Source organism: Streptomyces sp. NBC_00659 (genome assembly GCF_036226925.1).
Taxonomy (GTDB): Bacteria; Actinomycetota; Actinomycetes; order Streptomycetales; family Streptomycetaceae; genus Streptomyces.
In genome coordinates this window covers 6,192,252-6,213,540 of record NZ_CP109031.1, presented here as the reverse complement: position 1 = coordinate 6,213,540, position 21,289 = coordinate 6,192,252, and the positions used below count along the sequence as shown (strand labels likewise).

The window sequence follows — 21,289 nt, the reverse complement described above, 5'->3', positions numbered from 1 at the left end:
GTGCTACTTCACCGCGACCTGGGAGATGTCCAGAACGCCGGTCCAGTCGCTGATCACGATGTTCTTGACGCCCTCGCCGTACAGGCGCTTGTAGACGGGGTGGAACAGCGGCACGGTCAGCGCCTGCTCACCGATCTTCTTGTCCAGCGCGCCCCAGCGCTTGGCGGCCTCGTCGAGATCGGTCAGCTTGTTGATCGCGTCGATCTCGCCATTGACCGACTTGTCGTCGAGGAAGCCGGAGTTGAAGTTGGCGCCGTCCTTGACGATCTGCCGGCCGTCGAAGATCGGGGCCAGGAAGGGACCGCCGGAGGGCCAGTCGGCACCCCAGTGGGCGAGGAAGAAGCCGGGCTCGTTCTTCGCGCTGTGGATCTTGTCGCTGTAGTCGTTCTCCTCGAGACCCTGGAGCTTGACGGTGATGCCGGCCTTCTTGAGCGCGTCCTGGACGGCGGTCGCGATCTCCGGGCTGGTCTCGAAGTCCTTGCTGTTGGAATGCGTGAGCGTGATGGTCAGGCCGTTCTTGTGGCCCGCCTGCGCCAGCAGTTCCCTGGCCTTGGCCGCGTTGCCGGAGGCGCCCGCCGGGAAGAGGTCGTACGGCGTGTAGCCGAAGGACTTCTGGTTCGGCAGGTACGTCGTCGCCGGCTCGGCGAGGGACGAGCCGCCCGCGGCGTTGATCACCGAGCTGCGGTCGACGGCGTACGAGATCGCCTGGCGCACCTTCGGGTCGTCGAACGGCTTCACCTTCGGGTTGAAGGCGAGGTAGTTCGTGTAGCCGAAGTGGCCGGTTCCGACGCGCGAGGCCAGCGCCTTGTCCCCGGTCACCTTGGCGAGCTCGGCCGGGCCGAGGTTGGTGTCCGTGGTGACGGCGGCGGCGTCGGCGCCCTGGGAGGAGGAGAGCCGCTGGTTGATCACGGAGGAGTCCAGCCCCGACCGTACGTCGATCGTGTCCGGGTAGGCCTTGCGCTCGGCGTCGGTCGACGCGGACCAGTGGGTGTTGCGCTCCAGGGTGAGACGCTCGCCGTCGTTCTCGTTCTTGACGACCTTGTACGGGCCCGAGGAGACCGGGTGCTCCTCGTACTTCGTGCCGGTGTCCTTGGCCTTCGGGACGGGCGTGAACTGCGTCTGCGTGGCCAGGTAGGGGAACTCGCCCTCGGGCTTGTTCAGGTGGAACACGATGGTCAGCGCGTCCGGCGTCTCGATCGAGTCGAGGCCCTTCTTGTCCTTGTAGGGACCCTGGTAGTCGGCGCCGCCGATGAGCCAGTCCCTCAGGTAGGGCGCGCCGCCGGAGAGTTCGGCGGCGAAGGAGCGCTCGATGCCGTACTTGACGTCGGCGGAGGTGATCGGCGTGCCGTCCTCGAACTTGAGGCCCTTCTTCAGGGTGTACGTCCACACGGTCGCGTTCTCGCTCGGGCGGCCGGTGTCCGTGGCGAGGTCGGGGACGACCTCGGCACCGGCGGCCCCGTCCTCGCGGTTGCGGGTGGTGAGCGTACGGAAGACGAGCGAGGGCACGTTGCCGCCGCCGGAGGTGTAGAGCCTCGCGGGGTCGAAGTCCGACTGCGGATTGGAGTTCAGGACGGTGAGCGTGCCGCCCTTGTGAGGCTGGGAGTCGCCACCGGAGCTCTTGGCATCGTTGTCCTTCGGCCCGCAGGCGGCGGCGCCCGCTGCCACGACCAGGCTGACGGATGCCGCGGCCACGCGGCGCGCTATGACGGACGATTGACGCATCGGAAGACGACCTCTCGGATGACTCGAATACTGAGACGGAATGACACGGAGTGAGACAGCGGAGCGCAGAGCTCGCCCAGGGCGTCAGGCGTCGGAATCAGACCGGACCGAAAGGGGCACGGGCGCGCCGAACCGCGGAGGTTCGGAAGCGCACGGGAACAAGACGGGAAGGAGAGCGACGCACTCGCCGGGGGCGGGCGTCAGCAACAGTGAATGTCGGCCACGCAGAGCGCGGTCACGCCGATGAGCGCCAGCTCGATGGCGGCGCGAACGGAGGCGTGACGGGAGGACATGCGGAAAATATGAACGATCTTTTTCCGCATGTCAAAGCGATACGGGCACTTTCCGTCAACTCTTGGGATAGGGCCAGGCGTTGGGCAGACAGTGGATTCCGTCGTGGTCGAGGAACTTGGTCTGCTGCTGCATGACCGGGGCGAGGTCGCCGTCCTTCTCGCAGGTGACGTGCCCGTATCCGAGCCTGTGGCCGACCTCGTGGTTGATCAGCATCTGCCGGTAGGCGTGAATCTCGTCACCGAAGCCGTAGGTCTTGGAGCCCTGGGCCCAGCGGTATGCGTTGATCATGACGCGCTCGGTGGACGCCGAGTCGCACGACACGTTGTCCTCCGTGGTGTCGAGCCCCGACTTGGCGCACCACTCGGCGGTGGTGCCGGGACTCGCCAGCGTGATGACGAAGTCCGGTTTGCCGGAATCGATCCGCTCGAAGGTCCGGGCGCCGCCGTGCGCCCAGCTCCGTTTGTCGTTCAGGGTCTTCTGCACGGCGTCGGCGAAGAGCGCGCCGTCGAGATCGAGGCCCTGCTCGATGTCGACGCGGTAGGTGTACTTGCGGCCCTTGCCGGGCGCCTCGGCGACTCCGGGCACCGCGGCGAACTTCCCCGACGCCTTGAGCTTCGCCCCCAGCGGGTAGGTCCTGGCCATCTGCTGGGCGTACGTCAGGGGCACTGCGGCCACCTGCGGCTGTCCCGACTGGGTGGGCCGGTCGTCGCCGCGCGAGGCGGAGTCCTGGGTCGCCCGGCCGCCCGCGTCGGCGGACTGCGCCCGCGCGTCGGCGTCGTGCCCTCCCGTGGCCATCTGCCCGGCCACGACGACGGCCAGCACGGTGGTGACGGCGGCCGCCGCGATCCCGGTGAACGCCCACCCCTTGCGGGCCTTGCCCTCGTCCTGCTCGCCGGCCTCCGGCAGCGGCCGGTCTCCGGTGCCGATGGGCTGGGCGTTCCAGTCGGCGGGGTCGTCGAACCCCGTACGGGGGCCGGCCGTCCGGCCCGCCGCGCCGCCGCTCTGCCGCTCGCCGAGGTCGAACGCGTCGACGTACGCCTGCCGGGGTCCTGCCACGGCCTGCTGGCGCTGCTGGGGCACCCGCGGTCCGGCGGACGCGCCCTGAGGAGCCCCGCCGGCCCTCGACTCGCCCCAGCCGCCGCCCTGTTCACGCTGCTCGGGATGCCCGCCCCGTACCTGCGGCATTCCGTGGGCGGGGGTCCCGTCGGGGAGACGCGGCGTTCCGTGCGCCGGGGTCCCCTCGAAGGAACGCGGCACCCCGCGTACAGGGGCGCCGTCCTGGAAGCGCGGGACTCCATGGGCCGGAGTGCCGTCCTGGAAGCGCGGAACTCCGTGGGCCGGGGTCCCGTCCGCGTAGCGCGGCACCCCTCGCGCGGGAGTGCCGTCCGCGACCTGCGAAAAACCGTGCGCCGGAGTGCCGTCGGAGAATCGTGGTGCGCCCTGCTGCGGACTGCCGCCCGAGGGCGGGTAGGGACCCAGGGAGCCGGGCGGGCGTGTCGCCGTGCGGCGGACGCCGTCCAGGCCCGGCGCAGGAGCCGGTGCCGCCTCGTCCGCTCGCGTCTGCGCGGCGTCCGTCTTGCCGGCCCGCCCCCGACGACTGTGTCGTCCCACTTCCCGCCTCAGCTCTCCGCGCCGACTGCCACCGAAGAGGTCAACTCTCCCAGATCCGCCAGGAATTCACGGAAGGCGGTGGCGACCGTCTCCGGATACTCCATCATGGCGACGTGCCCCGCGTCCGGCAGGGACAGCAGCCGGGAGTCGCGGAACGCACGGGCCGCGCGCTGCGCCATACGGTAGCCGACAAGTTGGTCGCGGCCGCCGTAGACCAGGAGCGTGGGGGCGAGCACCCGTTCGGCCTGACGCCACAGTCCGTGCTGGCCGCCCAGCGTGTAGGCGTTCACGACCCCGCGCGCGGAGCGCGCCATGGCGTCCCAGAAGTAGGGCAGGGCGAGCCGTCGCTCCATCTCCTCGACCGCGTCACGGAACCCCTCGGGCGTCACGATGCCGGGATCGCCGTAACAGAGGGCCAGAACCCCACGTACGCGCTGCTCAGCGCTCCAGTCCCTGGTGAGTTTCGTGAACAGTCCCGCCACCCCGGGCAGAGCGAGCAGCGCGGTCGGCCAGGCCGTGCGCTGCGCGCGGATCTCGGGCAGCGCGGGGGACACCAGCGTGAGCGTCCGGACGAGATCCGGCCTCACGGCAGCGACGCGTGTCGTGACGGCCCCGCCGAGGGAATTGCCGAAAAGATGTACGGGACCGCGTCCGGACGCGTCGAGATGGCGGATGACCGCCCGCGCGTGTCCGGTGACCGAGTAGTCGCCGTCGTCCGGCGGCGGCGAGTCGCCGAAGCCCGGCAGGTCGAGGGCCTCGCTCTCCACGAGCCCGTCGAGCCGGGACATCAGCGCCGACCAGTTCTGCGAGGAACCGCCCAGACCGTGCACGTACAGGGCGGGCGGGAGGTCCTCCCTGACCGGGGGTCTCGACCGGATCGTCAACGTGATGCCGGGCAGCCCGACCGATCGCAGTCGCTCTCCCTCCGCGACCCTGACGGCGCCGACCCGCGGCGTGACACTGGCGGCCGGCGCGGTAGGGAGTTCGGTCGAAGACATGCCGCAATGTTACGAGACGATCACGCGGTGGCTCATGTGTTCGCGGTCACAGATCGCGGGCCGATCGCATAGCGTCCGGATCGCGTGTCTCCTAGGCTTCGAACGAGGGCACTCGTCCGCACATCAGGAGCGCACTCGTACCGTTCGGGAAGAGGAACCATGACAGTCGACCCGACAGACCCCGGAACGTTCGACGACCAGTTCCGGGAGATCCCCGACATCGAGGCCCCCGAGGCCGACGCCGCCGAGCAGTCCGCCGAGCTGGACCCCGCGGACGACGTCGACCCGGAACCCCCGGGCGACCGCCTCAACGCCGACGACGGCGATCTGGCCGAGCAGGCCCGGGTCGTCCGGCTGAACGAGGACGACTACAGGTGACCTGACATCCACAGGTGATCCGGCGTCGCAGATCAGGCCGTCACGGCGGCCGGGTGCCCAGCTCGTCCCCTTCGGCACACTGTGCGCCGTCCGGGCAGGGGGCCGGTCCGTGAAATTCTCCGCTCGCACCGCACACAGCAGGGTTACCGAAAAGTACGATGGCGGCGCGGCGCACACCGCACGTGGACAACTTTGGGAGGCGGCGTGACAGCCATCGAGCAGACAGAGGCAGCACGCCCGCGGGGCACTCGCCTGCCGCGCCGTGCCCGACGCAACCAGCTCCTCGGCGCCGCCCAGGAAGTTTTCGTTGCGCAGGGATATCACTCGGCCGCCATGGACGACATCGCCGAGCGCGCGGGCGTCAGCAAGCCGGTTCTCTACCAGCACTTCCCGGGCAAGCTCGATCTGTATCTCGCCCTGCTGGACCAGCACTGCGAGTCGCTGCTCCTGGCGGTACGGGCCGCTCTCGCGTCGACCTCGGACAACAAGCTGCGCGTCCGCGCGACGATGGACGCCTACTTCGCGTACGTGGAGGACGACGGCGGCGCGTTCCGGCTGGTCTTCGAGTCCGACCTGACCAATGAGCCGGCGGTGCGCGAACGCGTCGACAAGGTGACGCACCAATGCGCCGAGGCGATCTGCGACGTCATCGCCGAGGACACCGGTCTCTCCCGCGAGGAGTCGATGCTCCTCGCCTCGGGCCTCGGCGGTCTGGCCCAGGTGGTGGCCCGTTCCTGGCTGCACAGCGACCGCAGTGTCCCGCGCGACCAGGCGGTCCAGCTGCTGACCTCGCTCGCCTGGCGGGGCATCGCGGGTTTCCCGCTGCACGGCACCGACAACCACTGATCCGCCGGATCACCGGATCACCGACGCGAAGGAAGCGGCCGGGGCATGCCCCTCGGCCGCTTCTTTGTTCCCGTCGGCTGTTCGCTCCTGGCGTTCCCGGGCGGAGCGTGCGCGTCCCCTCGCCGGGCTAATGTGTGCTGCGTACGGCGCGTACGAACGCGCACATGACTGACCGTCGGAGGGACAAAGCCGTGGAGGTCAAGATCGGCGTGCAGCACGCGCCCCGCGAGATCGTTCTGGAGAGCGGTCAGACCCCGGAAGAGGTCGAGCGCGCGGTGTCCGAGGCGCTGGCCGGCAAGTCGCAGCTGCTGAGCCTCGTGGACGACCACGGCCGCAAGGTCCTGGTTCCGGCCGACCGGCTGGCGTACGTGGAGCTCGGCGAGCCCACGCAGCGCAAGGTCGGATTCAGCGCCCTGTAGGGCGACTGAGCGACGAAGCAGATACGGGAAGGGCCCGGTGACATCGTCACCGGGCCCTTCCCGTATCTGCTTCGCGCGGACCGTACTGCTCTGCTTCGCGCGGACCGTACTGCTCTGTTTCGTGCGGCCCGTACTGCGTCCTACTGCCCGGCCCGCCGGGGCCGCCGGTTCGCCGGGGCCGCCGGTTCGCGCCGGCGCTTCCGACCGGTGTACGCCCGCTTCCGCTCCGGCGCGCACCCCGATCCGTACCACCGCCACTCCCGTGCGCCGGGCACCTCGGCAGATGGAGCACATGCCGGGCGCGGAGGAGGGTTGCGTTCCGAACCTCAGGGGTAGGACCGGCTACGACCGATTTGCACCGGCCGTGCGGGAGGGACCCCACCCATGTTCTTGGAAGCGTTCGGCTCCGCGCTGCTCGGTCTCGCGCTGGCGTGGGCGGCCTCGTACCGCCTGCCCCACCGGTTGCCCGCACGCAGCCTGGTCCTGTCGACGGGCGTGGCGGGAGCCCTGTTCGGCGCCTTCCTGACGCACACGGCCCTGGGCTCCGGCCACTTCCTGGCCATCCTTCTCGGCGCGGTGGCCGTGTCCGCGGCGCTGCTGTCGTTGCTGCTGCGCCCCGAGGAGCGTTTTCGACGCAGCTCGGCGACGGCGTAAGCCGCTGCGCAGGCCCCGCTTCCGCGACCGTGAACCGCGCCGGTAGTCCTTAGGGGCGTGTCCGTCCCGGGCGTGTCCGTGCCTAGGCCGCCAGGCCCAGCGCGGCCATCCGCTTGGTGTGCGCCTCGGTGATCCTGGAGAACATCCGGCCGACCTCCGCGAGATCGAATCCGTCCGCCACGCCGCCCACGAGCATCGTCGACAGGGCGTCACGGTCGGCGACCACGCGCTGCGACTGGGACAGCGCCTCGCCCATCAGCCGCCGCGCCCACAGCGCGAGCCGGCCCCCGACCCGCGGGTCGGCGTCGATCGCGGCGCGCACCTTCTCGATCGCGAAACCGGCGTGACCGGTGTCGTCGAGGACGCCGAGGACGAGCCCGCGGGTGTCCGAGTCGAGCCGGGCCGCGACCTCGCGGTAGAAGTCACTGGCGATCGAGTCGCCGACGTACGCCTTGACGAGCCCCTCCAGCCAGTCCGAGGGAGCCGTCTGCCGGTGGAAACCGTCGAGCGCGGCGACGAAGGGCTCCATCGCCTGCGTCGGCTCCGCACCGACCGCGGAGAGCCTGTCCCGCAGCTGCTCGAAGTGGTGGAACTCGGCGGACGCCATCTTCGCCAGTTCCGCCTTGTCGCTCAGCGTGGGCGCCAGCTTGGCGTCCTCCGCGAGCCGCTCGAACGCCGCGAGCTCGCCGTACGCGAGCGCTCCGAGCAGGTCCACGACCGCGGCGCGGTACTGGGGCTCGGCCGAGGCCGTCTCCCAGTTCTGCGCGGCGACCCCGGTGGCCGCGGGGGCGGTGTCGGCGGTGGCCTCGGCGGGCTTCTCAGCGGCGTTGTCAGGCGTCGTCATGAAGCGCACAATAGCCCGCCCACCGTACGAGGGAAGTCCCTGCTCAACCTGTGTGACGACGACTACGTGACCAAATCGGCCATCGCATGTGCGCGATTCCGGGGTATGGTGGTAATGCGCCCGGCGAGTATTCGACGGGCCGCACGAATGAGGATGCCCGGTCGGTGGCCCGATCGGCTCCGACCCGACAGCCCTCCTCGTCGGTACGGCACATTGCGTACGGCATCCGGAGGGAACCCTCAGCGGCACGAGAGCTCGAGCGTCGGCAGTGGTCCCATGCCACTCGGCCCGCCCGTCAAGAGCGGCCGACGTCCCCGGCACGGTCCCGACACGACCCCCGCGCTCGCCTCGTACCGCGCACACAGAAGAGGCAGCACCCTGACTACGACTTTCCGAGACCTCGGAATCCTTGCTGAGACCGCCGAAGCCCTTGAGGCCGTCGGCATCATCAACCCCTTCCCCATCCAGGAGATGACGCTCCCCGTTGCCCTCTCCGGCAGCGACGTCATCGGCCAGGCCAAGACCGGCACCGGCAAGACGCTGGGCTTCGGCCTTCCGCTCCTCGAGCGCGTCACCGTCCCCGCGGACGTCGAGGCGGGCCGGGCCAAGCCCGAGCAGCTCACCGACGCCCCGCAGGCGCTCGTCGTCGTCCCGACGCGCGAACTGTGCACGCAGGTGACCAACGACCTGCTGACCGCGGGCAAGGTCCGCAACGTACGCGTTCTCGCCATCTACGGCGGCCGCGCGTACGAGCCCCAGGTGGAGGCCCTGAAGAAGGGCGTCGACGTCATCGTCGGCACCCCGGGACGGCTGCTGGACCTCGCGGGCCAGAAGAAGCTCAACCTCAAGCACATCAAGGCGCTCGTCCTCGACGAGGCCGACGAGATGCTCGACCTGGGCTTCCTGCCCGATGTCGAGAAGATCATGAACATGCTGCCGGCCCGCCGTCAGACGATGCTGTTCTCGGCGACCATGCCGGGCGCGGTCATCGGTCTCGCGCGCCGCTACATGTCGCAGCCCACGCACATCCGCGCCTCGGAGCCGGACGACTCGGGCGCGACGGTCGCGAACACGAAGCAGTTCGTGTACCGCGCGCACAACATGGACAAGCCGGAGATGGTCTCGCGCATACTGCAGGCCGACGGCCGCGGTCTCGCGATGGTCTTCTGCCGCACCAAGCGGACGGCGGCGGACCTCGCCGACCAGCTCCAGCAGCGCGGCTTCGCCTCCGGCGCGGTCCACGGCGACCTCGGCCAGGGCGCCCGCGAGCAGGCGCTGCGCGCGTTCCGCAACGGCAAGGTCGACGTGCTGGTCTGCACCGACGTCGCCGCCCGCGGTATCGACGTCGAGGGTGTCACCCACGTCGTCAACTACCAGTCCCCCGAGGACGAGAAGACGTACCTGCACCGCATCGGCCGCACCGGCCGCGCGGGTGCCAAGGGCATCGCGATCACCCTCGTCGACTGGGACGACATCCCGCGCTGGCAGCTCATCAACAAGGCGCTGGACCTCGGTTTCCCGGACCCGCCGGAGACGTACTCGACCTCTCCTCACTTCTACGAGGAGCTCAGCATCCCGGCCGGCACCAAGGGTGTCCTGCCGCGTTCCGAGCGCACCCGCGCCGGGCTCTCGGCCGAGGCCGTCGAGGACCTGGGCGAGACCGGTGGCCGTGGCGGTCCGCGTGGCCGCGGTGGCCGTACGGCCGCGCCCGCCCCCGCGCCCACCGAGCGTGAGCGCGGGCCGCGCACTCCCCGCCAGCGCCGTCGTACGCGCAACGGTGCTCCCGCGGACGAGACGTCCGCGTCCACGGCCGCTCCGGCGACCACGGAGTCGCCCGCGTCCGTCGAGACCGCCGAGCCCCGCACGCCGCGCCGCCGTCGGCGGACGCGTGGTGGAACGGGCGAGGCCGCGGCAGCCGTCGCCGCCCCCGTGACCGAGGCGGCGGAAGCCGCCGTGGCGACGGCTGAGGGCGTCGTCGACGAGCCGGCCGCGCCGCGCCGTCGCCGGACCCGCAAGCCCGCTTCGACGGTCGTGGAGACGGCGGAGGCGGTGGTGACCGCCGCCGAGGCCGTGGTCGAGAGCGCCGCCGCCGAGGTCGTCGCCGAGGCTCAGGCCGCGCCGGCCCGCCGCCGGACCCGCAAGGCCGTCGAGACGGCTCCCGCCGACGAGACGGTCACCGAGGCCGCCGAGGTCACCGAGGCTCCGGCCAAGCCCGTCCGCCGACGCACCCGCAAGGCGGCGGAAGCGGTCGTGGACACCGTCGAGGCCCCCGCGACCGAGGTCACCGAGACGGTCGCCGAGGCCAAGCCCCGACGCACCCGCAAGGCAGCGAGCACCGCCACGGACACCGCCGAGGCCGCCGAGGCGACCGAAGCCAAGCCCGTACGCCGCCGGACCCGCAAGGCCGTCGAGACGGCTCCCGCCGCCGAGATCCCGGCCCAGGCCGCCGAGGCCACGGAGACCAAGCCCGCCACCCGCCGACGCACCCGCAAGGCAGCGGAAGCGGTCGTGGACACCGTCGAGGCCCCCGCGACCGAGGTCACCGAGACGGTCGCCGAGGCCAAGCCCCGACGCACCCGCAAGGCAGCGAGCACCGCCACGGACACCGCCGAGGCCGCCGAGGCGACCGAAGCCAAGCCCGTACGCCGCCGGACCCGCAAGGCCGTCGAGACGGCTCCCGCCGCCGAGATCCCGGCCCAGGCCGCCGAGGCCACGGAGACCAAGCCCGCCACCCGCCGACGCACCCGCAAGGTCGTCGCCGCGGAGCCCACGGAGAGCTGATCCCCCGTCCGATGGCCCGGTCCCCCTTCCGGTGGGGCCGGGCCATCGGCGTACCCGCGCATCAGCACACGGCCACCGTGACGGCCCCCGACCACCCCACCCGTCGAGCGGCCCTCGCCGACGCCCGATAGCCTCCTCCGCATGAGCAGGCCCTACACGTTCGTTCCGCCCGCCGGTGTCCGCGCGTACCGGTTGTCGACCGCGCGCGGCGAGTTCGCCGTGCTCGACGCCGCGCCGGAGGGACAGTCCAAGGGAGCCGTCCTGCTGCTGCCGGGGTTCACCGGGAGCAAGGAGGACTTCATCGCGCTGCACGCGCCGCTGGCCGCCGCGGGCTACCGGACGGTGGCCGTGGACGGGCGCGGACAGTTCGAGACCGAGGGACCACGCGACGACGAAACGGCTTACGCGCAGAGGGAGTTGGTGCAGGACGTGCTCGCGCAGGCCGCCGCCGTCGGCGTTCCGGTGCACCTCGTGGGGCACTCGCTCGGCGGCCAGATCGCGCGGGCCGCGGTGCTGGCCGACCCGTCGCCGTTCCTGTCCCTGACCCTCATGGCCTCCGGCCCCGCGCAGATCTCCACGGCTCAGCAGCAGCGCGTCAAGCTGCTGCGGGACGCGCTGGCCGTGATGAGCATGGCCGAGGTGTGGGAGGCGATCCAGGCGATGGAGCCGCCCGAGGAGACCGACACCGGCGGGCTGGACGCGGGGCTCGACGACCTCTCCGACCTGCGCCGCCGCTGGCTCGGCAACAGTCCCGCCCAGCTCGTCGCCACGGGCCGCCAGCTCTGCGAAGAGCCCGACCGTGTCGCCGAACTGGCCGCCGTCCCGCTCCCGAAGCACGTGCTGTCCGGCGAACGTGACGACACCTGGCCGGTCACCCTGCTGGACACGATGGCCGTACGGCTGGACGCGCACCGCACGGTCGTCGAGGATGCGGAGCACTCACCGAACGCCGACCAGCCCCTGGAGACCGCCCGCGCCCTGGCCGCGTTCTGGGACGGCACGCTGCCCGCGAGCACTCCCGGCAACCTCGGCTAGTGCCCGGGCGGGCAACCTTCGCGCCGTCGCGGCGCCCGGCGCTCGACGCCCTGGACGCCCTGGACGCGCAGACGTTGTCCGCCGGGGCCTAGTACTGCGCCTGAAGGTGCTCCCAGAAGCCGTCCCGCAGTGCGCGGCGCAGGTCCGCCTGGCCGCGCAGGGAGTACTGGAGCAGCCCCTCGGCCTCGACCAGCAGATCCTGGTCGACCGAGCCGGGGAGATACGGGTGGCCGGGAAGCAGCTCGGCCAGGGATTCACGGCCGCGTGCGGCCAGCCACTTCGCGGCCACCTGGGCGCCCACGAAGCGCACGTCCTCCCGAGTGGGCCGGACCGTCGCCGTCGGGTCGTACGACTGGGCGGTCCGCCTGGCCACGTACGGCTTGAAGAAGTCGAGGTCGAGCGTGCGCTGGCTGTCGACCTCCCAGAGAAGCGGCTCGGCCTGGTTGCCGCCCTCGGGTGCCTCGATGCCCCAGAGGTGGACCCGGGCGCCGTAGCCCTGGGCCGCCTCGACCGCGGAGACGAGGTCCTCGTCGCCGCCGAGCAGGGCCGCGTCGCTGATGGCGCGGTGCCGGGCGAGGGACTCCAGGTCCGAGCGGATGAGTGAATCGACGCCCTTTTGCTGGTTGTTGGCGTTCAGGTTGCCCAACCGGACCTTCACGTCCGGGAGTTCGGCGATGGACTGCTGCTCCGCGGTGTGGATGCGCCGCCGCGCGCCGTCGTACCAGTAGACGCGCAGCAGCCTGCTGTCGGCGAAGATCGTGCGGGCCCGGTCGATGAGTGCCTCGATGAGGCCCTCGGTGTCCAGGTCGAACGAACGGCGGTCCTCCGTGCCGGCGACGAGGCGCCCCGCGGCCGCGTACAGATATCCGGCGTCGACGAAGATCGCGTGGGTGGAGGGGGTCTTCGCGACCTCGGCGAGCATGCGCTGGAGCAACTCGTTCGTACGGTCTATGCGGGCGGCCAGAGCCGCGTGGTCGTCGTTCATCGATGCCATTGTCCCGGCGGTCACGCTGCGAACACAACTGGCGCCGTTCAGTCTCCGCCACCCGGGCTACCCGCCGGTAATTAGGTTCTCGAAAAATTTCCTTAGCGTAGGGAATGTTTGTAACACGCATCCCGTTGACTCCCTACGTGAGCGAGGACAGTGATGCCTCGCTCGTCAGACCCAAGTAGTTCTCCTCAGGAGGATGACCAGACGAAGGGAGAAGCCCTTGCGCTTCGAAATCATGCGACTCGACGATGTCGACGGCACGCCCGTGGACAGCACTGTCGTAGACGCCGCCTCCGTCAACCGGATCGTTCAGCAGGCCGCCGCCATCGGGCAGCGTCTGTGGATCCGCCCGGCCGACACAACCGTTTCGTAACACGACGACCGTCCGCTTCGCGGTACAGGGGCGCACCGAAGGCGCCTCGCAGGACGAACCGCGTCGCGGACAGCAGACGCTGCAAAGACTTCAGAGCCCCGCACGGCGAGAAAGCCGTGCGGGGCTCTGTGTGTCGGCAGGGCGTCAGCCCCCCCGGATCACCTGCGTGACACCGTTGATGATCTGCTGCACCGCGATGGCGGAGAGCATCATGCCCGCGAGCCGGGTCACCAGGACCACTCCGCCGTCCTTGATGACGCGGATGATCAGCAGCGAGTAGCGCATCACGACCCACAGCACGACGTGGATCGCGAGGATCGCGGTCCACACGGAGACCTGGCCGGCGACCGAGTCGGCCTTCTGCACCGCGAGGATCACGGACACGATCGCTCCGGGCCCGGCGAGCAGCGGCATCCCGAGGGGTACGAGGGCGACGTTGACGTCCTTGGTCTGCTTCGGCTCGTCCGTCTTGCCGGTGAGCAGGTCGAGGGCGATGAGCAGGAGCAGCAGTCCGCCCGCGATCATCAGCGCGGGCACGGAGACGTGCAGGTAGTCCAGGATCTGGTGCCCGAGGAGCCCGAAGACGGTGATGACACCGCCGGCGACGCAGACCGCCTGGACGGCCATCCGCCGCTGCACCCGGGCGGGACGGCCCGCGGTGAGCGCCAGGAAGATCGGGGTGATCCCGGGGGGATCCATGATGACGAAGAGCGTGAGGAAGAGGGAGCCGAAGACGGCGACGTCGAACATGGTGAGGAGAAGCCTTGCGAGAGGGTGAGTGAGAGCAGGGAATGGGAGCGGGGCTTTCCGGCCACCGCTTCGGGCGGTCGTTCCACGGGGCGGGGCGCGTCGGCACGACCGGCGGTGCGGGAGCGTGCGGGAGCGTCGGTGCCCGCGCCGCCCGGCAGGGGCCTTACGGGACGGGCCTGGTGCGTACGGACCTCACGTGCCCGCCGGAACCGGCATCAGGACAGCCGCGGTCGCAGCCACAGGCACAGGCAGGGTCGCAGCCGGAACACAGCCACGGTCGTAGCCGGAGCCTCCGGCACAGCCACAGACACGGTCACAGCCGAAGTCACGGGCACAGGGCCCAGACCCAGACAACGACCCAGGCACCGCCCCGACCGAGCCGGCAGGGCCCGGCGCGGTCAAGCCCGGTGGAAACGTCCGGGGTTCAGGATCCGCCCGCGCCCGGTACCGGGAACGCCCCGGTGGCGCGGCGGGTGATCTCCCCGTAGACCTCGGGGTCGGTCGTGAACTCCCCGAGCACACAGGTCTTGCGGCTGCCGTGGTAGTCGGACGAGCCCGTGGTCAGCAGCCCCAGTTCGGAGGCCAGACCGCGCAGCCGTGCCCGGGTGGCCGGTTCGTGGTCCATGTGATCGACCTCGATGCCGTCGAGGCCCGCTCCGGCCAGCTCGGCGATCACCGACTCCGGCACGGTCCGGCCCCGCTTGGCGGCGGCGGGGTGAGCGAAGACGGTGACGCCTCCGGCGCCCTTGACCAGCCGGATCGCCTCGAAGGGGTCGGTCTCGTGCTTGGGGACGTAGGCGCGCCCACCGTCGGCCAGCCACTGCTCGGTGAAGGCGTCGGAGACGCTGTCGACGACGCCCAGCTCGACCAGCGCGGAGGCGACGTGCGGGCGGCCGACCGATCCGTCGCCCGCGATGCGCGCCACCTGCTCCCAGGTGATCGGCACACCGATTTCCCGGAGCCTGTCGATCATGCCCTGGGCGCGCGGCACCCGGTCGTCCCGGACCAGTTCGCGCTCGGCGAGCAGTGCGGGGTCCTCGGGGTCGAACAGGTAGGCCAGCATGTGCATGCTGATGCCGTCGATCCGGCAGGAGAGCTCGGCGCCCGTGACGAGGGTGAGTCCCTCGGGGAGCGCGGCGAGCGCCTCGGCGTATCCGCGCGTGGTGTCGTGGTCGGTCAGCGCCACGACGTCCAGACCGGCGGCGGCCGCGTTGCGCACCAGCTCCGCCGGGGTGTCCGTACCGTCGGAGGCGGTGGAGTGGGCGTGCAGATCGATGCGCACTACGCGTGACTCCAGGCGGTGACGGAACGGGCGGGACGCTCAAGGATAGCGGGAATCCGCCCCCCACTGTCACACCCGCACCCGGGGAGCACCCCCTACATCCCCCCGGCGCCCGAGCGGGCCCCACGCCGACGTCCGGGCACACCCCACTCGTGCGTCCAGGCACACCCACTCCGGCGTCCGGGCACGCCCGAGGCCGGCGTCCGAGCCATGCCCCAGGCCGGCGCCCAAGGTGCGCCCACTCCGACATCCGGACACACCGCACCCCGGCACCGCCCCACGCCGCCCTACGGCTCCAGGATGCGCGGCGACAGCGCGCCGCACGGCAGCAGGTCGACCTCGGCGCCCGCGTCGCGCAGATCGGTCAGGACCAGTTCGTCGTACATCAGCAGTCCGGTCTGCTCGGGCCAGACGACGGCCCACAGCCACAGCCCCAGCGCCTCGCCCGCGAAGACGGCGCGGTCGTCGGGCGAGCCGGAGACATGCCAGAGCGGGGTGGGCCGGCCCGCCGCGAGGACCTTCGCCTGCGGCGGTTTCTCCACGCTCATGTACGGGCCGGGGTCGGGTCCGTCCATGCCCGCGTACCGCGCGCCGAGGCCGACGCCCAGTTCCTCGGCGACGAGGATCAGCTCACCCATCCCGCCCAGCGGTCCGGGCCCGGAGCAGGCGATGACGGTGGCCCTGCCGCCGCTGCGGTCGTCCCCCGCGAACGCCGCCCCGGTGAACAGCCAGCCGACCGGCAGCGGCCACGGCATCCACACCGGCACCCGGGCGCGGTGCACGACCACACCGAGGGCCTCGACGCTGGGCGGGATCACGGGCTGCAGCGGATGCACCGTGCCGTGCACATCGCACTGCCAGGAATCGGCAAAAAGGCCGGGAGCCCTGACCCGGCCACCACACTTCGGGCAACTGGGTTCGCCCCTCATAGGGCCCAACGGTCCTCCCCGTCTTTGCCCGCGTCAAGGACGATCACCCGTCCGGCGCGGCCGGCCACGCCAAAAACTACGTGCATCTTGCATTTATTAGTCCGGCTAACCTATTGTGTGTACAAGGCAACGATCCGGTCGGTGCGCAGCGAGGGAGCGGGCATGGTCAACAGCACGGAAGGCCCCGCGGAGGGCGACACGTTCGACGCCGGCGCGGGTGGCGTCCTGCGTCAGCCGAGGGCCGTCTGGGCGACCGCCGGGGCGTCCGTCGTCGCCTTCATGGGCATCGGACTCGTCGACCCGATCCTGCCGTCCATCGCCCGGGGACTCGACGCCACGGCGGGCCAGGTGTCCCTGCTCTTCACCTCGTACTTCCTGATCACCGCGTTCGCGATGCTGCTGACCGGCTTCGTCTCCAGCCGGATCGGCGGCCGCAGGACCCTGCTGCTCGGCCTGGCGCTCGTCGTGGTCTTCGCCGGACTGGCCGGCACCTCGGGATCGGTCGGCGAGCTCGTCGGCTTCCGGGCCGGCTGGGGACTCGGCAACGCGCTGTTCGTCTCCACCGCCCTCGCCGTCATCGTCGGCGCGGCGGCGGGCGGCAGCGCGGCCGCGATCCTGCTGTACGAGTCCGCGCTGGGCCTCGGCATGGCCTGCGGGCCTCTGCTGGGAGCCGTGCTCGGCAACGCGAGCTGGCGCTACCCGTTCTTCGGCACCGCGTTCCTGATGGCGATCGGCTTCCTGTGCATCACGGCGTTCCTGAAGGAGCAGCCGAAGCCCGCGCGGACGACCTCACTGCTCGACCCGCTGCGCGCCCTCGGCCACAAGGGCCTCGCCTCCGCGGCAGCCTCCGCGTTCTTCTACAACTACACGTTCTTCACCGTGCTGGCCTTCACCCCGTTCGTGCTGAACATGACGCCGTACAAGTCCGGCGCGGTGTTCTTCTGCTGGGGTCTGCTGCTCGCGGTCTTCTCGGTGATCGTGGCCCCGCGCATGCAGGCGTGGTTCGGCTCGCTGAAGGTGCTGGGCGGCTCCCTGGTGCTGCTCGCCGCCGACGTGTTCGTCCTCGGGTACGGCGACCACACCACCGCCGTCGTCTGCACGATCCTGTCCGGCGCGTTCATCGGCGTGAACAACACCGTCTACACGGAGCTGGCCCTCGGGGTCTCCGACGCCCCGCGCCCCGTGGCGAGCGCCGGCTACAACTTCGTGCGCTGGTTCGCGGCCGCGGCGGCGCCGTACTTCGCCCCGAAGATCGAGGAGTGGAGCAACATCCGCGTCCCGTTCGTGGTCGCCGCGGTCACCGCGCTGCTGGGCGCGGCGGTGGTCTACGTACGGCGCGGGGCGCTCACCGAGAAGGCGGAGGAGCTGGAGCCGGTGCACGCCACCGAGGACGGCGTCGCCGCTTTCGCCAACTGATTGTCCGAGAACGGAGATTGACGCTCCGTCACACACGGTGCCCCGGTATCGGTCAGTCCAGTCAGTCCAGGGGAACGGACTTGCGCAGCGGATCGCGCAGGTCCGTTCCGCCGTTCAGCCAGCGTTCCTGGAGAGCGCCGGCGCCGTGGACGCGCTTCCAGGCGGCCTCGTTGGGCGTCATGGGGAGCAGCGGCAGGAAACGTACGGGATCGGCGGGAGCGTCGAGCTCCAGGTCCTCCACCAGGCCCCCGGACTCGGCGACCAGGACGGAGGTGAACGGCGCGCCGGGCCACAGGGGTTCGCCCACGTCGAGCGAGGCGCCGGGGGCCACGACCAGACCCTCGACCTGGGGAGAGGCGGCGAGCACGGCCAGCGGGCGGAGCACCTTGTCGGTGTCGGCCCCGGCCGGACGGACCGAGAGGACCAGTTCGGCGCGCGGGCCTTTCACCGGATCGGCGAGCACGGCGGTGGGATCCGCCATCGGCTGGACGGACATGCCGAGCGTGGCGTAGCGGACGACCTCTCCCTCCGTGAAGCGCAGCACCTCGATACGGTCGGTGCCCAGAAAGGTGACCGCGGCCCGCGCGTCGGGTTCGCCCAGCGCGGAGCGCAAACGGGCCTCGACCAGAGGAAGAACATCAGCCATGAACCGAGCATAGGCCGCGTCAATTCAGCCTGTGCGCATCGGACCCCGGTCAACAACGCGCAAAGCGGGGTCTTGACGTATCGGTGCGCTGATACTCTTGGCCGCTGGTCGGAGCAGTGCATGACTGAGGGCCCCCAGGCCCTCATGGCGCTGCGGGAGTTGCTCCCGGACTCCGACGCACTGAGACTGATCTGACTCCCCTTCGGAGGGAGACAGACTCCCCTTCGGGGGATGGATCGTCCCTCACGGGGGACCGACCGGAGGAGGTGGGGCTGCAATGGATCGAAGTCGATCGTGCAGTACCACCCGCTCTTCCGGTCGCTGAGTCCGTAGCTGGTTCCGCTGGGTTTTTCAGCCCTGCCGGCTGCCGCCTCCCGCAATCGTGTGCATACGTGTCAATGCCGCCCGGTGCACCACGGAAGAGCGCTTCGTTTCCGCCTGATCTGTCCGATCTGAACCCCTGATCTGTCCGATCTGAATCAACAGCGAAGCTGCCACCGCGACGGTGCGGTGCTCCCCGCTTTGTGGACGTGCCAAACATCCGCAGTCAGGACGTCCCCATTCCGGGTAGTTCCAACCGTCGCCGGCTGCCTCCGCCCGCGAGAAGGAGCCTGCCATGTCGATGATCCGTGACCTGCGCGCCGCGGTCCGCCCCCGCCCCTCCCTGCGCATCAAGGACAGTGGCTCGTACGACACCACCCGCGACCCGGCCACCCCCTCGGCCGTGGTCGACTGCGCCGTCTACCGTGACGGCGCCCGCGTCGAGACCCGCACCTCGCTCACACCGCAGGAGGCCATGCGCCAGGTGCGGCGCGACGGCGGGTTCGTGTGGATCGGTCTGCACGAGCCCACCGAGGACGAATTCGCCGGTATCGCCCGGGAGTTCGGACTGCACCCGCTGGCCGTGGAGGACGCCGTCCAGGCCCACCAGCGGCCCAAGCTGGAGCGCTACGACGACTCCCTGTTCACCGTCTTCAAGACCATCCACTACGTCGAGCACGACCGGCTGACGGCGACCAGCGAGATCGTCGAGACCGGCGAGGTCATGTGCTTCACCGGAGGGGACTTCTTCATCACCGTCCGGCACGGCGGACAGGGGTCGCTGCGCGCGCTGCGGCACCGCCTCCAGGACGACCCCGAGCTGCTCGCCAAGGGCCCCTCGGCGGTGCTGCACGCGATCGCCGACCATGTCGTCGACGGCTACATCGCGGTCGCGGACGCCGTGCAGGACGACATCGACGAGGTCGAGACCGAGGTGTTCTCGCCGGGCCGCAAGGGCACGCCGCGCGGCACGGACGCCGGGCAGATCTACCAGCTCAAGCGCGAGGTACTGGAGTTCAAGCGGGCGGTGTCGCCGCTGCTGCGCCCCATGCAGCTGCTGAGCGAGCGCCCGATGCGGCTGATCGACCCCGACATCCAGAAGTACTTCCGTGATGTCGCCGACCACCTCGCGCGCGTGCAGGAGCAGGTCCTCGGCTTCGACGAACTGCTCAACTCGATCCTCCAGGCCAACCTCGCGCAGGCCTCCGTGGCGCAGAACGAGGACATGCGCAAGATCACCTCGTGGGCCGCGATCGTCGCCGTACCGACGATGGTCTGTGGCGTGTACGGCATGAACTTCGAGCACATGCCCGAGCTGCACGCCCGCTACGGGTACCCCGTGGTCATGGGGATCACGGTCGGGCTCTGTCTCACGATCCACCGGATCCTGAAGCGCAACGGCTGGCTGTAGGACGGGCTGGATAGTCTGGGCCCCATGACGCAAGAGCTGCTCGACCAGGCCCTCGTCGAGGAGGCCACCAAGAAGTCCGGGCTGATCTGGGTACGGGGCACCGCGGCGCCCTCGCCGGCCGGTCCGGGCGAGGAGGTGCCCACCCGCGCGCTGTGGCACGTGTGGCACGAGGGCGCGGCCTGCCTGGTCGGCGACGGGCCGGGCGAGCAGCCGCTGCCGGGGCTGACCGACGGAGGGCACGCCGTCGTCACCGTCCGCAGCAAGGACAAGGGCGGACGGCTCGTCACCTGGTCCGCCACGGTCGTGGAGCTCGCCGCGAACACCCCGGAGTGGGACGCGGCCGTCGGAGAACTCAAGGGCAAGCGGCTGAACGCCCCGGACGGCGAGGCCATGCCGGAGCGCTGGGCGCGCGAATGCCGGGTGGTGCGCCTGGAACCGACGGGCGCGATCGCCGAGCCGCCCGAGGGCTCGCTCGCCGCGCGTCCGCTGCCGAGCCCGGCGACGACCCGCCGGCCGGCTCCGGCGGCGCTGCCCCGTCTCCTGCTGAAGCGGCGCAAGCGCGGCTGAGGCCTGTCCGGCGCGACTGAGACCTGTCCGGCCTTTCCCGTCTGCTGTCTGCTGTCTGCTGTACTACGGGCGACGGGCGGCTGTCTGCCACCAGGGCCGCGCGGCCCGTGCCGCGGACCGTGCGGGTTCACGACGAGGGCCGTCGCCGCCCGCGGTCGTGGACCGAGCGGGTCATGAGCGGGTCACGACGAGGGCAGCTGCTGCCCGTAGTCGACCGTGTCCTTCTTCGACGGTTCCGCGAGCGGGAAGTCCTTGCCCCAGTCGGTCAGACGGAGGGTGCCGGCGTTGCCCGCGCGTCCGAGCAGGACCGGGTACGGGGTGCCCTGGAGCGAGACGTCCAGGGTGCCGCCCGAGCCCTTGCCGCCGGTGATGCGGATCGTGCGGACACCGGACTGTTCGTGATGGCCGTCCTTGGCGAGGGCGCCGTGCAGACTGAGCAGCCCGTCGAGCAGGACGTCCTTGTCGGTGAAGCCGCTGAAGCGCTTGTACGCGGGGTCGCCGGTCGGCACCTTCACGTACATGCCCTCCAGCTTGTCGGCCGCCGCCGTGTCCGTCGGCTTGCCGTCGCTCTCGCCGTCCTCGTGCGCCCAGAACGCGGCGTCCGCCTTGAGGAAGAGGTGCTCGCCGACCCGCAGCAGCCGGAAACCGCCCCCCTTGGAGGTGACCGAACCGCTGCCGCCGTCGGACTTGAGGCGCATGTCGAGGGTGTAGGTGGTGCCGCCCGAGACGACGGTCCCGGAGAGCCGCACGGCCGGCGCCTTGTCGGCCGCCTTCTTCGCCTTCGCCTGGATGGCGGTCGCGGACAGCTTGCCGACCCCGTTCGTGCCCGCGTCCGGGTCCTCGCTGCCGCACCCCGTCAGCCCCGTCGCTGTCACGGCCAGTGCGCAGATCGCGGCCGCCGTCACGGCTCTGCGGGTACGGCCCTGGGGAATTGCGGTCACAGGTGGGGCTGCCTCTCGTGCACGGTCCTCCAACGGCGTACGGCAGCGTACCGGTGCGCCGGCCGCCCGGCGGAGGCAGT

21 protein-coding genes are annotated in these 21,289 nt (G+C 71.0%); 10 read left to right on the top strand and 11 right to left on the bottom strand.

The genetic code is table 11. The features are described 5' to 3' along the window. Positions 1-3 precede the first annotated feature (3 nt). The 4 genes from OG410_RS27245 to OG410_RS27230 form a co-directional block, all read right to left on the bottom strand. Entirely contained in the window at positions 4-1,722 is a 1,719-nt protein-coding gene (locus OG410_RS27245; RefSeq protein WP_329301545.1) for an ABC transporter substrate-binding protein, read from the bottom strand. 200 nt (positions 1,723-1,922) lie between these two features. Next, on the bottom strand, positions 1,923-2,015 hold the full coding sequence (locus OG410_RS27240; RefSeq protein WP_318658278.1) for an Ms4533A family Cys-rich leader peptide: 93 nt from the start codon (positions 2,013-2,015) through the stop codon (positions 1,923-1,925). A gap of 55 nt (positions 2,016-2,070) precedes the next feature. Then, positions 2,071-3,627, bottom strand: coding sequence for a DUF3152 domain-containing protein (locus OG410_RS27235; RefSeq protein ID WP_329301544.1), 1,557 nt, complete (start codon positions 3,625-3,627; stop codon positions 2,071-2,073). Between the two features lie 8 nt (positions 3,628-3,635). After that, entirely contained in the window at positions 3,636-4,625 is a 990-nt protein-coding gene (locus OG410_RS27230; RefSeq protein ID WP_329301543.1) for an alpha/beta fold hydrolase, read from the bottom strand. Positions 4,626-4,784: 159 nt separating this feature from the next. Here OG410_RS27230 and OG410_RS27225 point away from each other — a divergent pair, with 159 nt between their 5' ends. The 4 genes from OG410_RS27225 (at position 4,785) to OG410_RS27210 (ending at position 6,922) form a co-directional block, all read left to right on the top strand. Further along, positions 4,785-5,003 carry a hypothetical protein gene (locus tag OG410_RS27225; RefSeq protein ID WP_329301542.1) on the top strand — a complete coding sequence of 73 codons (219 nt, stop codon included), beginning with the start codon at positions 4,785-4,787 and terminating at the stop codon, positions 5,001-5,003. 204 nt (positions 5,004-5,207) lie between these two features. Next, a complete protein-coding gene (locus OG410_RS27220; RefSeq protein ID WP_329301541.1) occupies positions 5,208-5,849 on the top strand; it encodes a TetR/AcrR family transcriptional regulator in 642 nt (213 codons plus the stop codon). 191 nt (positions 5,850-6,040) lie between these two features. Next, the gene (locus OG410_RS27215) at positions 6,041-6,268 is read left to right on the top strand and encodes a DUF3107 domain-containing protein (RefSeq protein ID WP_028801993.1); all 228 of its coding nucleotides are present in this window, start codon (positions 6,041-6,043) and stop codon (positions 6,266-6,268) included. A gap of 384 nt (positions 6,269-6,652) precedes the next feature. After that, on the top strand, positions 6,653-6,922 hold the full coding sequence (locus tag OG410_RS27210) for a hypothetical protein (RefSeq protein ID WP_329301540.1): 270 nt from the start codon (positions 6,653-6,655) through the stop codon (positions 6,920-6,922). An 82-nt stretch (positions 6,923-7,004) separates the two neighbouring features. Here OG410_RS27210 and OG410_RS27205 read toward each other — a convergent pair whose 3' ends face one another. Further along, positions 7,005-7,766 carry a ferritin-like fold-containing protein gene (locus tag OG410_RS27205; RefSeq protein ID WP_329301539.1) on the bottom strand — a complete coding sequence of 254 codons (762 nt, stop codon included), beginning with the start codon at positions 7,764-7,766 and terminating at the stop codon, positions 7,005-7,007. 471 nt (positions 7,767-8,237) lie between these two features. Here OG410_RS27205 and OG410_RS27200 point away from each other — a divergent pair, with 471 nt between their 5' ends. Beyond that, positions 8,238-10,547, top strand: a complete 2,310-nt coding sequence (locus tag OG410_RS27200; protein WP_329301538.1) for a DEAD/DEAH box helicase — start codon at positions 8,238-8,240, stop codon at positions 10,545-10,547. A 141-nt stretch (positions 10,548-10,688) separates the two neighbouring features. Continuing rightward, positions 10,689-11,582 (top strand): alpha/beta fold hydrolase, encoded by an 894-nt coding sequence (locus OG410_RS27195; RefSeq protein WP_329301537.1) that lies wholly within the window; start codon positions 10,689-10,691, stop codon positions 11,580-11,582. Positions 11,583-11,670: 88 nt separating this feature from the next. Here the strand turns inward: OG410_RS27195 and OG410_RS27190 are convergent, their stop codons facing one another. Next, positions 11,671-12,567 (bottom strand): NYN domain-containing protein, encoded by an 897-nt coding sequence (locus OG410_RS27190; RefSeq protein WP_329301536.1) that lies wholly within the window; start codon positions 12,565-12,567, stop codon positions 11,671-11,673. Between the two features lie 202 nt (positions 12,568-12,769). Here OG410_RS27190 and OG410_RS27185 point away from each other — a divergent pair, with 202 nt between their 5' ends. Next, on the top strand, positions 12,770-12,946 hold the full coding sequence (locus tag OG410_RS27185; protein WP_329304490.1) for a hypothetical protein: 177 nt from the start codon (positions 12,770-12,772) through the stop codon (positions 12,944-12,946). A gap of 144 nt (positions 12,947-13,090) precedes the next feature. Here OG410_RS27185 and OG410_RS27180 read toward each other — a convergent pair whose 3' ends face one another. The 3 genes from OG410_RS27180 to OG410_RS27170 form a co-directional block, all read right to left on the bottom strand. Further along, positions 13,091-13,696 (bottom strand): MarC family protein, encoded by a 606-nt coding sequence (locus OG410_RS27180; protein WP_329301535.1) that lies wholly within the window; start codon positions 13,694-13,696, stop codon positions 13,091-13,093. A gap of 424 nt (positions 13,697-14,120) precedes the next feature. Then, positions 14,121-14,978: a PHP domain-containing protein gene (locus OG410_RS27175; RefSeq protein ID WP_329301534.1), complete on the bottom strand. Its 858-nt coding sequence runs from the start codon at positions 14,976-14,978 to the stop codon at positions 14,121-14,123. 287 nt (positions 14,979-15,265) lie between these two features. After that, positions 15,266-15,907, bottom strand: coding sequence for a DUF6758 family protein (locus tag OG410_RS27170; protein ID WP_328671270.1), 642 nt, complete (start codon positions 15,905-15,907; stop codon positions 15,266-15,268). 162 nt (positions 15,908-16,069) lie between these two features. Here OG410_RS27170 and OG410_RS27165 point away from each other — a divergent pair, with 162 nt between their 5' ends. After that, positions 16,070-17,323: an MFS transporter gene (locus tag OG410_RS27165; RefSeq protein WP_329304263.1), complete on the top strand. Its 1,254-nt coding sequence runs from the start codon at positions 16,070-16,072 to the stop codon at positions 17,321-17,323. Positions 17,324-17,384: 61 nt separating this feature from the next. Here OG410_RS27165 and OG410_RS27160 read toward each other — a convergent pair whose 3' ends face one another. Beyond that, positions 17,385-17,969, bottom strand: a complete 585-nt coding sequence (locus OG410_RS27160; protein ID WP_329301533.1) for a suppressor of fused domain protein — start codon at positions 17,967-17,969, stop codon at positions 17,385-17,387. A 616-nt stretch (positions 17,970-18,585) separates the two neighbouring features. Between OG410_RS27160 and OG410_RS27155 the strand changes: the two genes are divergently transcribed. Next, positions 18,586-19,701 (top strand): magnesium and cobalt transport protein CorA, encoded by a 1,116-nt coding sequence (locus tag OG410_RS27155; RefSeq protein ID WP_329301532.1) that lies wholly within the window; start codon positions 18,586-18,588, stop codon positions 19,699-19,701. 24 nt (positions 19,702-19,725) lie between these two features. Then, positions 19,726-20,268, top strand: a complete 543-nt coding sequence (locus tag OG410_RS27150; RefSeq protein WP_329301531.1) for a hypothetical protein — start codon at positions 19,726-19,728, stop codon at positions 20,266-20,268. 182 nt (positions 20,269-20,450) lie between these two features. On the opposite strand, the gene OG410_RS27145 is transcribed toward OG410_RS27150, so the two are convergent. After that, a complete protein-coding gene (locus OG410_RS27145) occupies positions 20,451-21,209 on the bottom strand; it encodes a hypothetical protein (RefSeq protein WP_329301530.1) in 759 nt (252 codons plus the stop codon). Between the last annotated feature and the right edge of the window lie 80 nt (positions 21,210-21,289).

Coding starts and splice junctions, on each gene's coding strand:
- OG410_RS27190 (WP_329301536.1), bottom strand. CDS start 12,567: ATGAACGACGACCACGCGGCTCTGGCCGCCCGCATAGACCGTACGAAC.
- OG410_RS27170 (WP_328671270.1), bottom strand. CDS start 15,907: ATGAGGGGCGAACCCAGTTGCCCGAAGTGTGGTGGCCGGGTCAGGGCT.
- OG410_RS27160 (WP_329301533.1), bottom strand. CDS start 17,969: ATGGCTGATGTTCTTCCTCTGGTCGAGGCCCGTTTGCGCTCCGCGCTG.
- OG410_RS27245 (WP_329301545.1), bottom strand. CDS start 1,722: ATGCGTCAATCGTCCGTCATAGCGCGCCGCGTGGCCGCGGCATCCGTC.
- OG410_RS27150 (WP_329301531.1), top strand. CDS start 19,726: ATGACGCAAGAGCTGCTCGACCAGGCCCTCGTCGAGGAGGCCACCAAG.
- OG410_RS27200 (WP_329301538.1), top strand. CDS start 8,238: ATGACGCTCCCCGTTGCCCTCTCCGGCAGCGACGTCATCGGCCAGGCC.
- OG410_RS27225 (WP_329301542.1), top strand. CDS start 4,785: ATGACAGTCGACCCGACAGACCCCGGAACGTTCGACGACCAGTTCCGG.
- OG410_RS27210 (WP_329301540.1), top strand. CDS start 6,653: ATGTTCTTGGAAGCGTTCGGCTCCGCGCTGCTCGGTCTCGCGCTGGCG.
- OG410_RS27240 (WP_318658278.1), bottom strand. CDS start 2,015: ATGTCCTCCCGTCACGCCTCCGTTCGCGCCGCCATCGAGCTGGCGCTC.
- OG410_RS27185 (WP_329304490.1), top strand. CDS start 12,770: ATGACCAGACGAAGGGAGAAGCCCTTGCGCTTCGAAATCATGCGACTC.
- OG410_RS27165 (WP_329304263.1), top strand. CDS start 16,070: ATGGTCAACAGCACGGAAGGCCCCGCGGAGGGCGACACGTTCGACGCC.
- OG410_RS27155 (WP_329301532.1), top strand. CDS start 18,586: ATGTCGATGATCCGTGACCTGCGCGCCGCGGTCCGCCCCCGCCCCTCC.
- OG410_RS27205 (WP_329301539.1), bottom strand. CDS start 7,766: ATGACGACGCCTGACAACGCCGCTGAGAAGCCCGCCGAGGCCACCGCC.
- OG410_RS27180 (WP_329301535.1), bottom strand. CDS start 13,696: ATGTTCGACGTCGCCGTCTTCGGCTCCCTCTTCCTCACGCTCTTCGTC.
- OG410_RS27195 (WP_329301537.1), top strand. CDS start 10,689: ATGAGCAGGCCCTACACGTTCGTTCCGCCCGCCGGTGTCCGCGCGTAC.
- OG410_RS27230 (WP_329301543.1), bottom strand. CDS start 4,625: ATGTCTTCGACCGAACTCCCTACCGCGCCGGCCGCCAGTGTCACGCCG.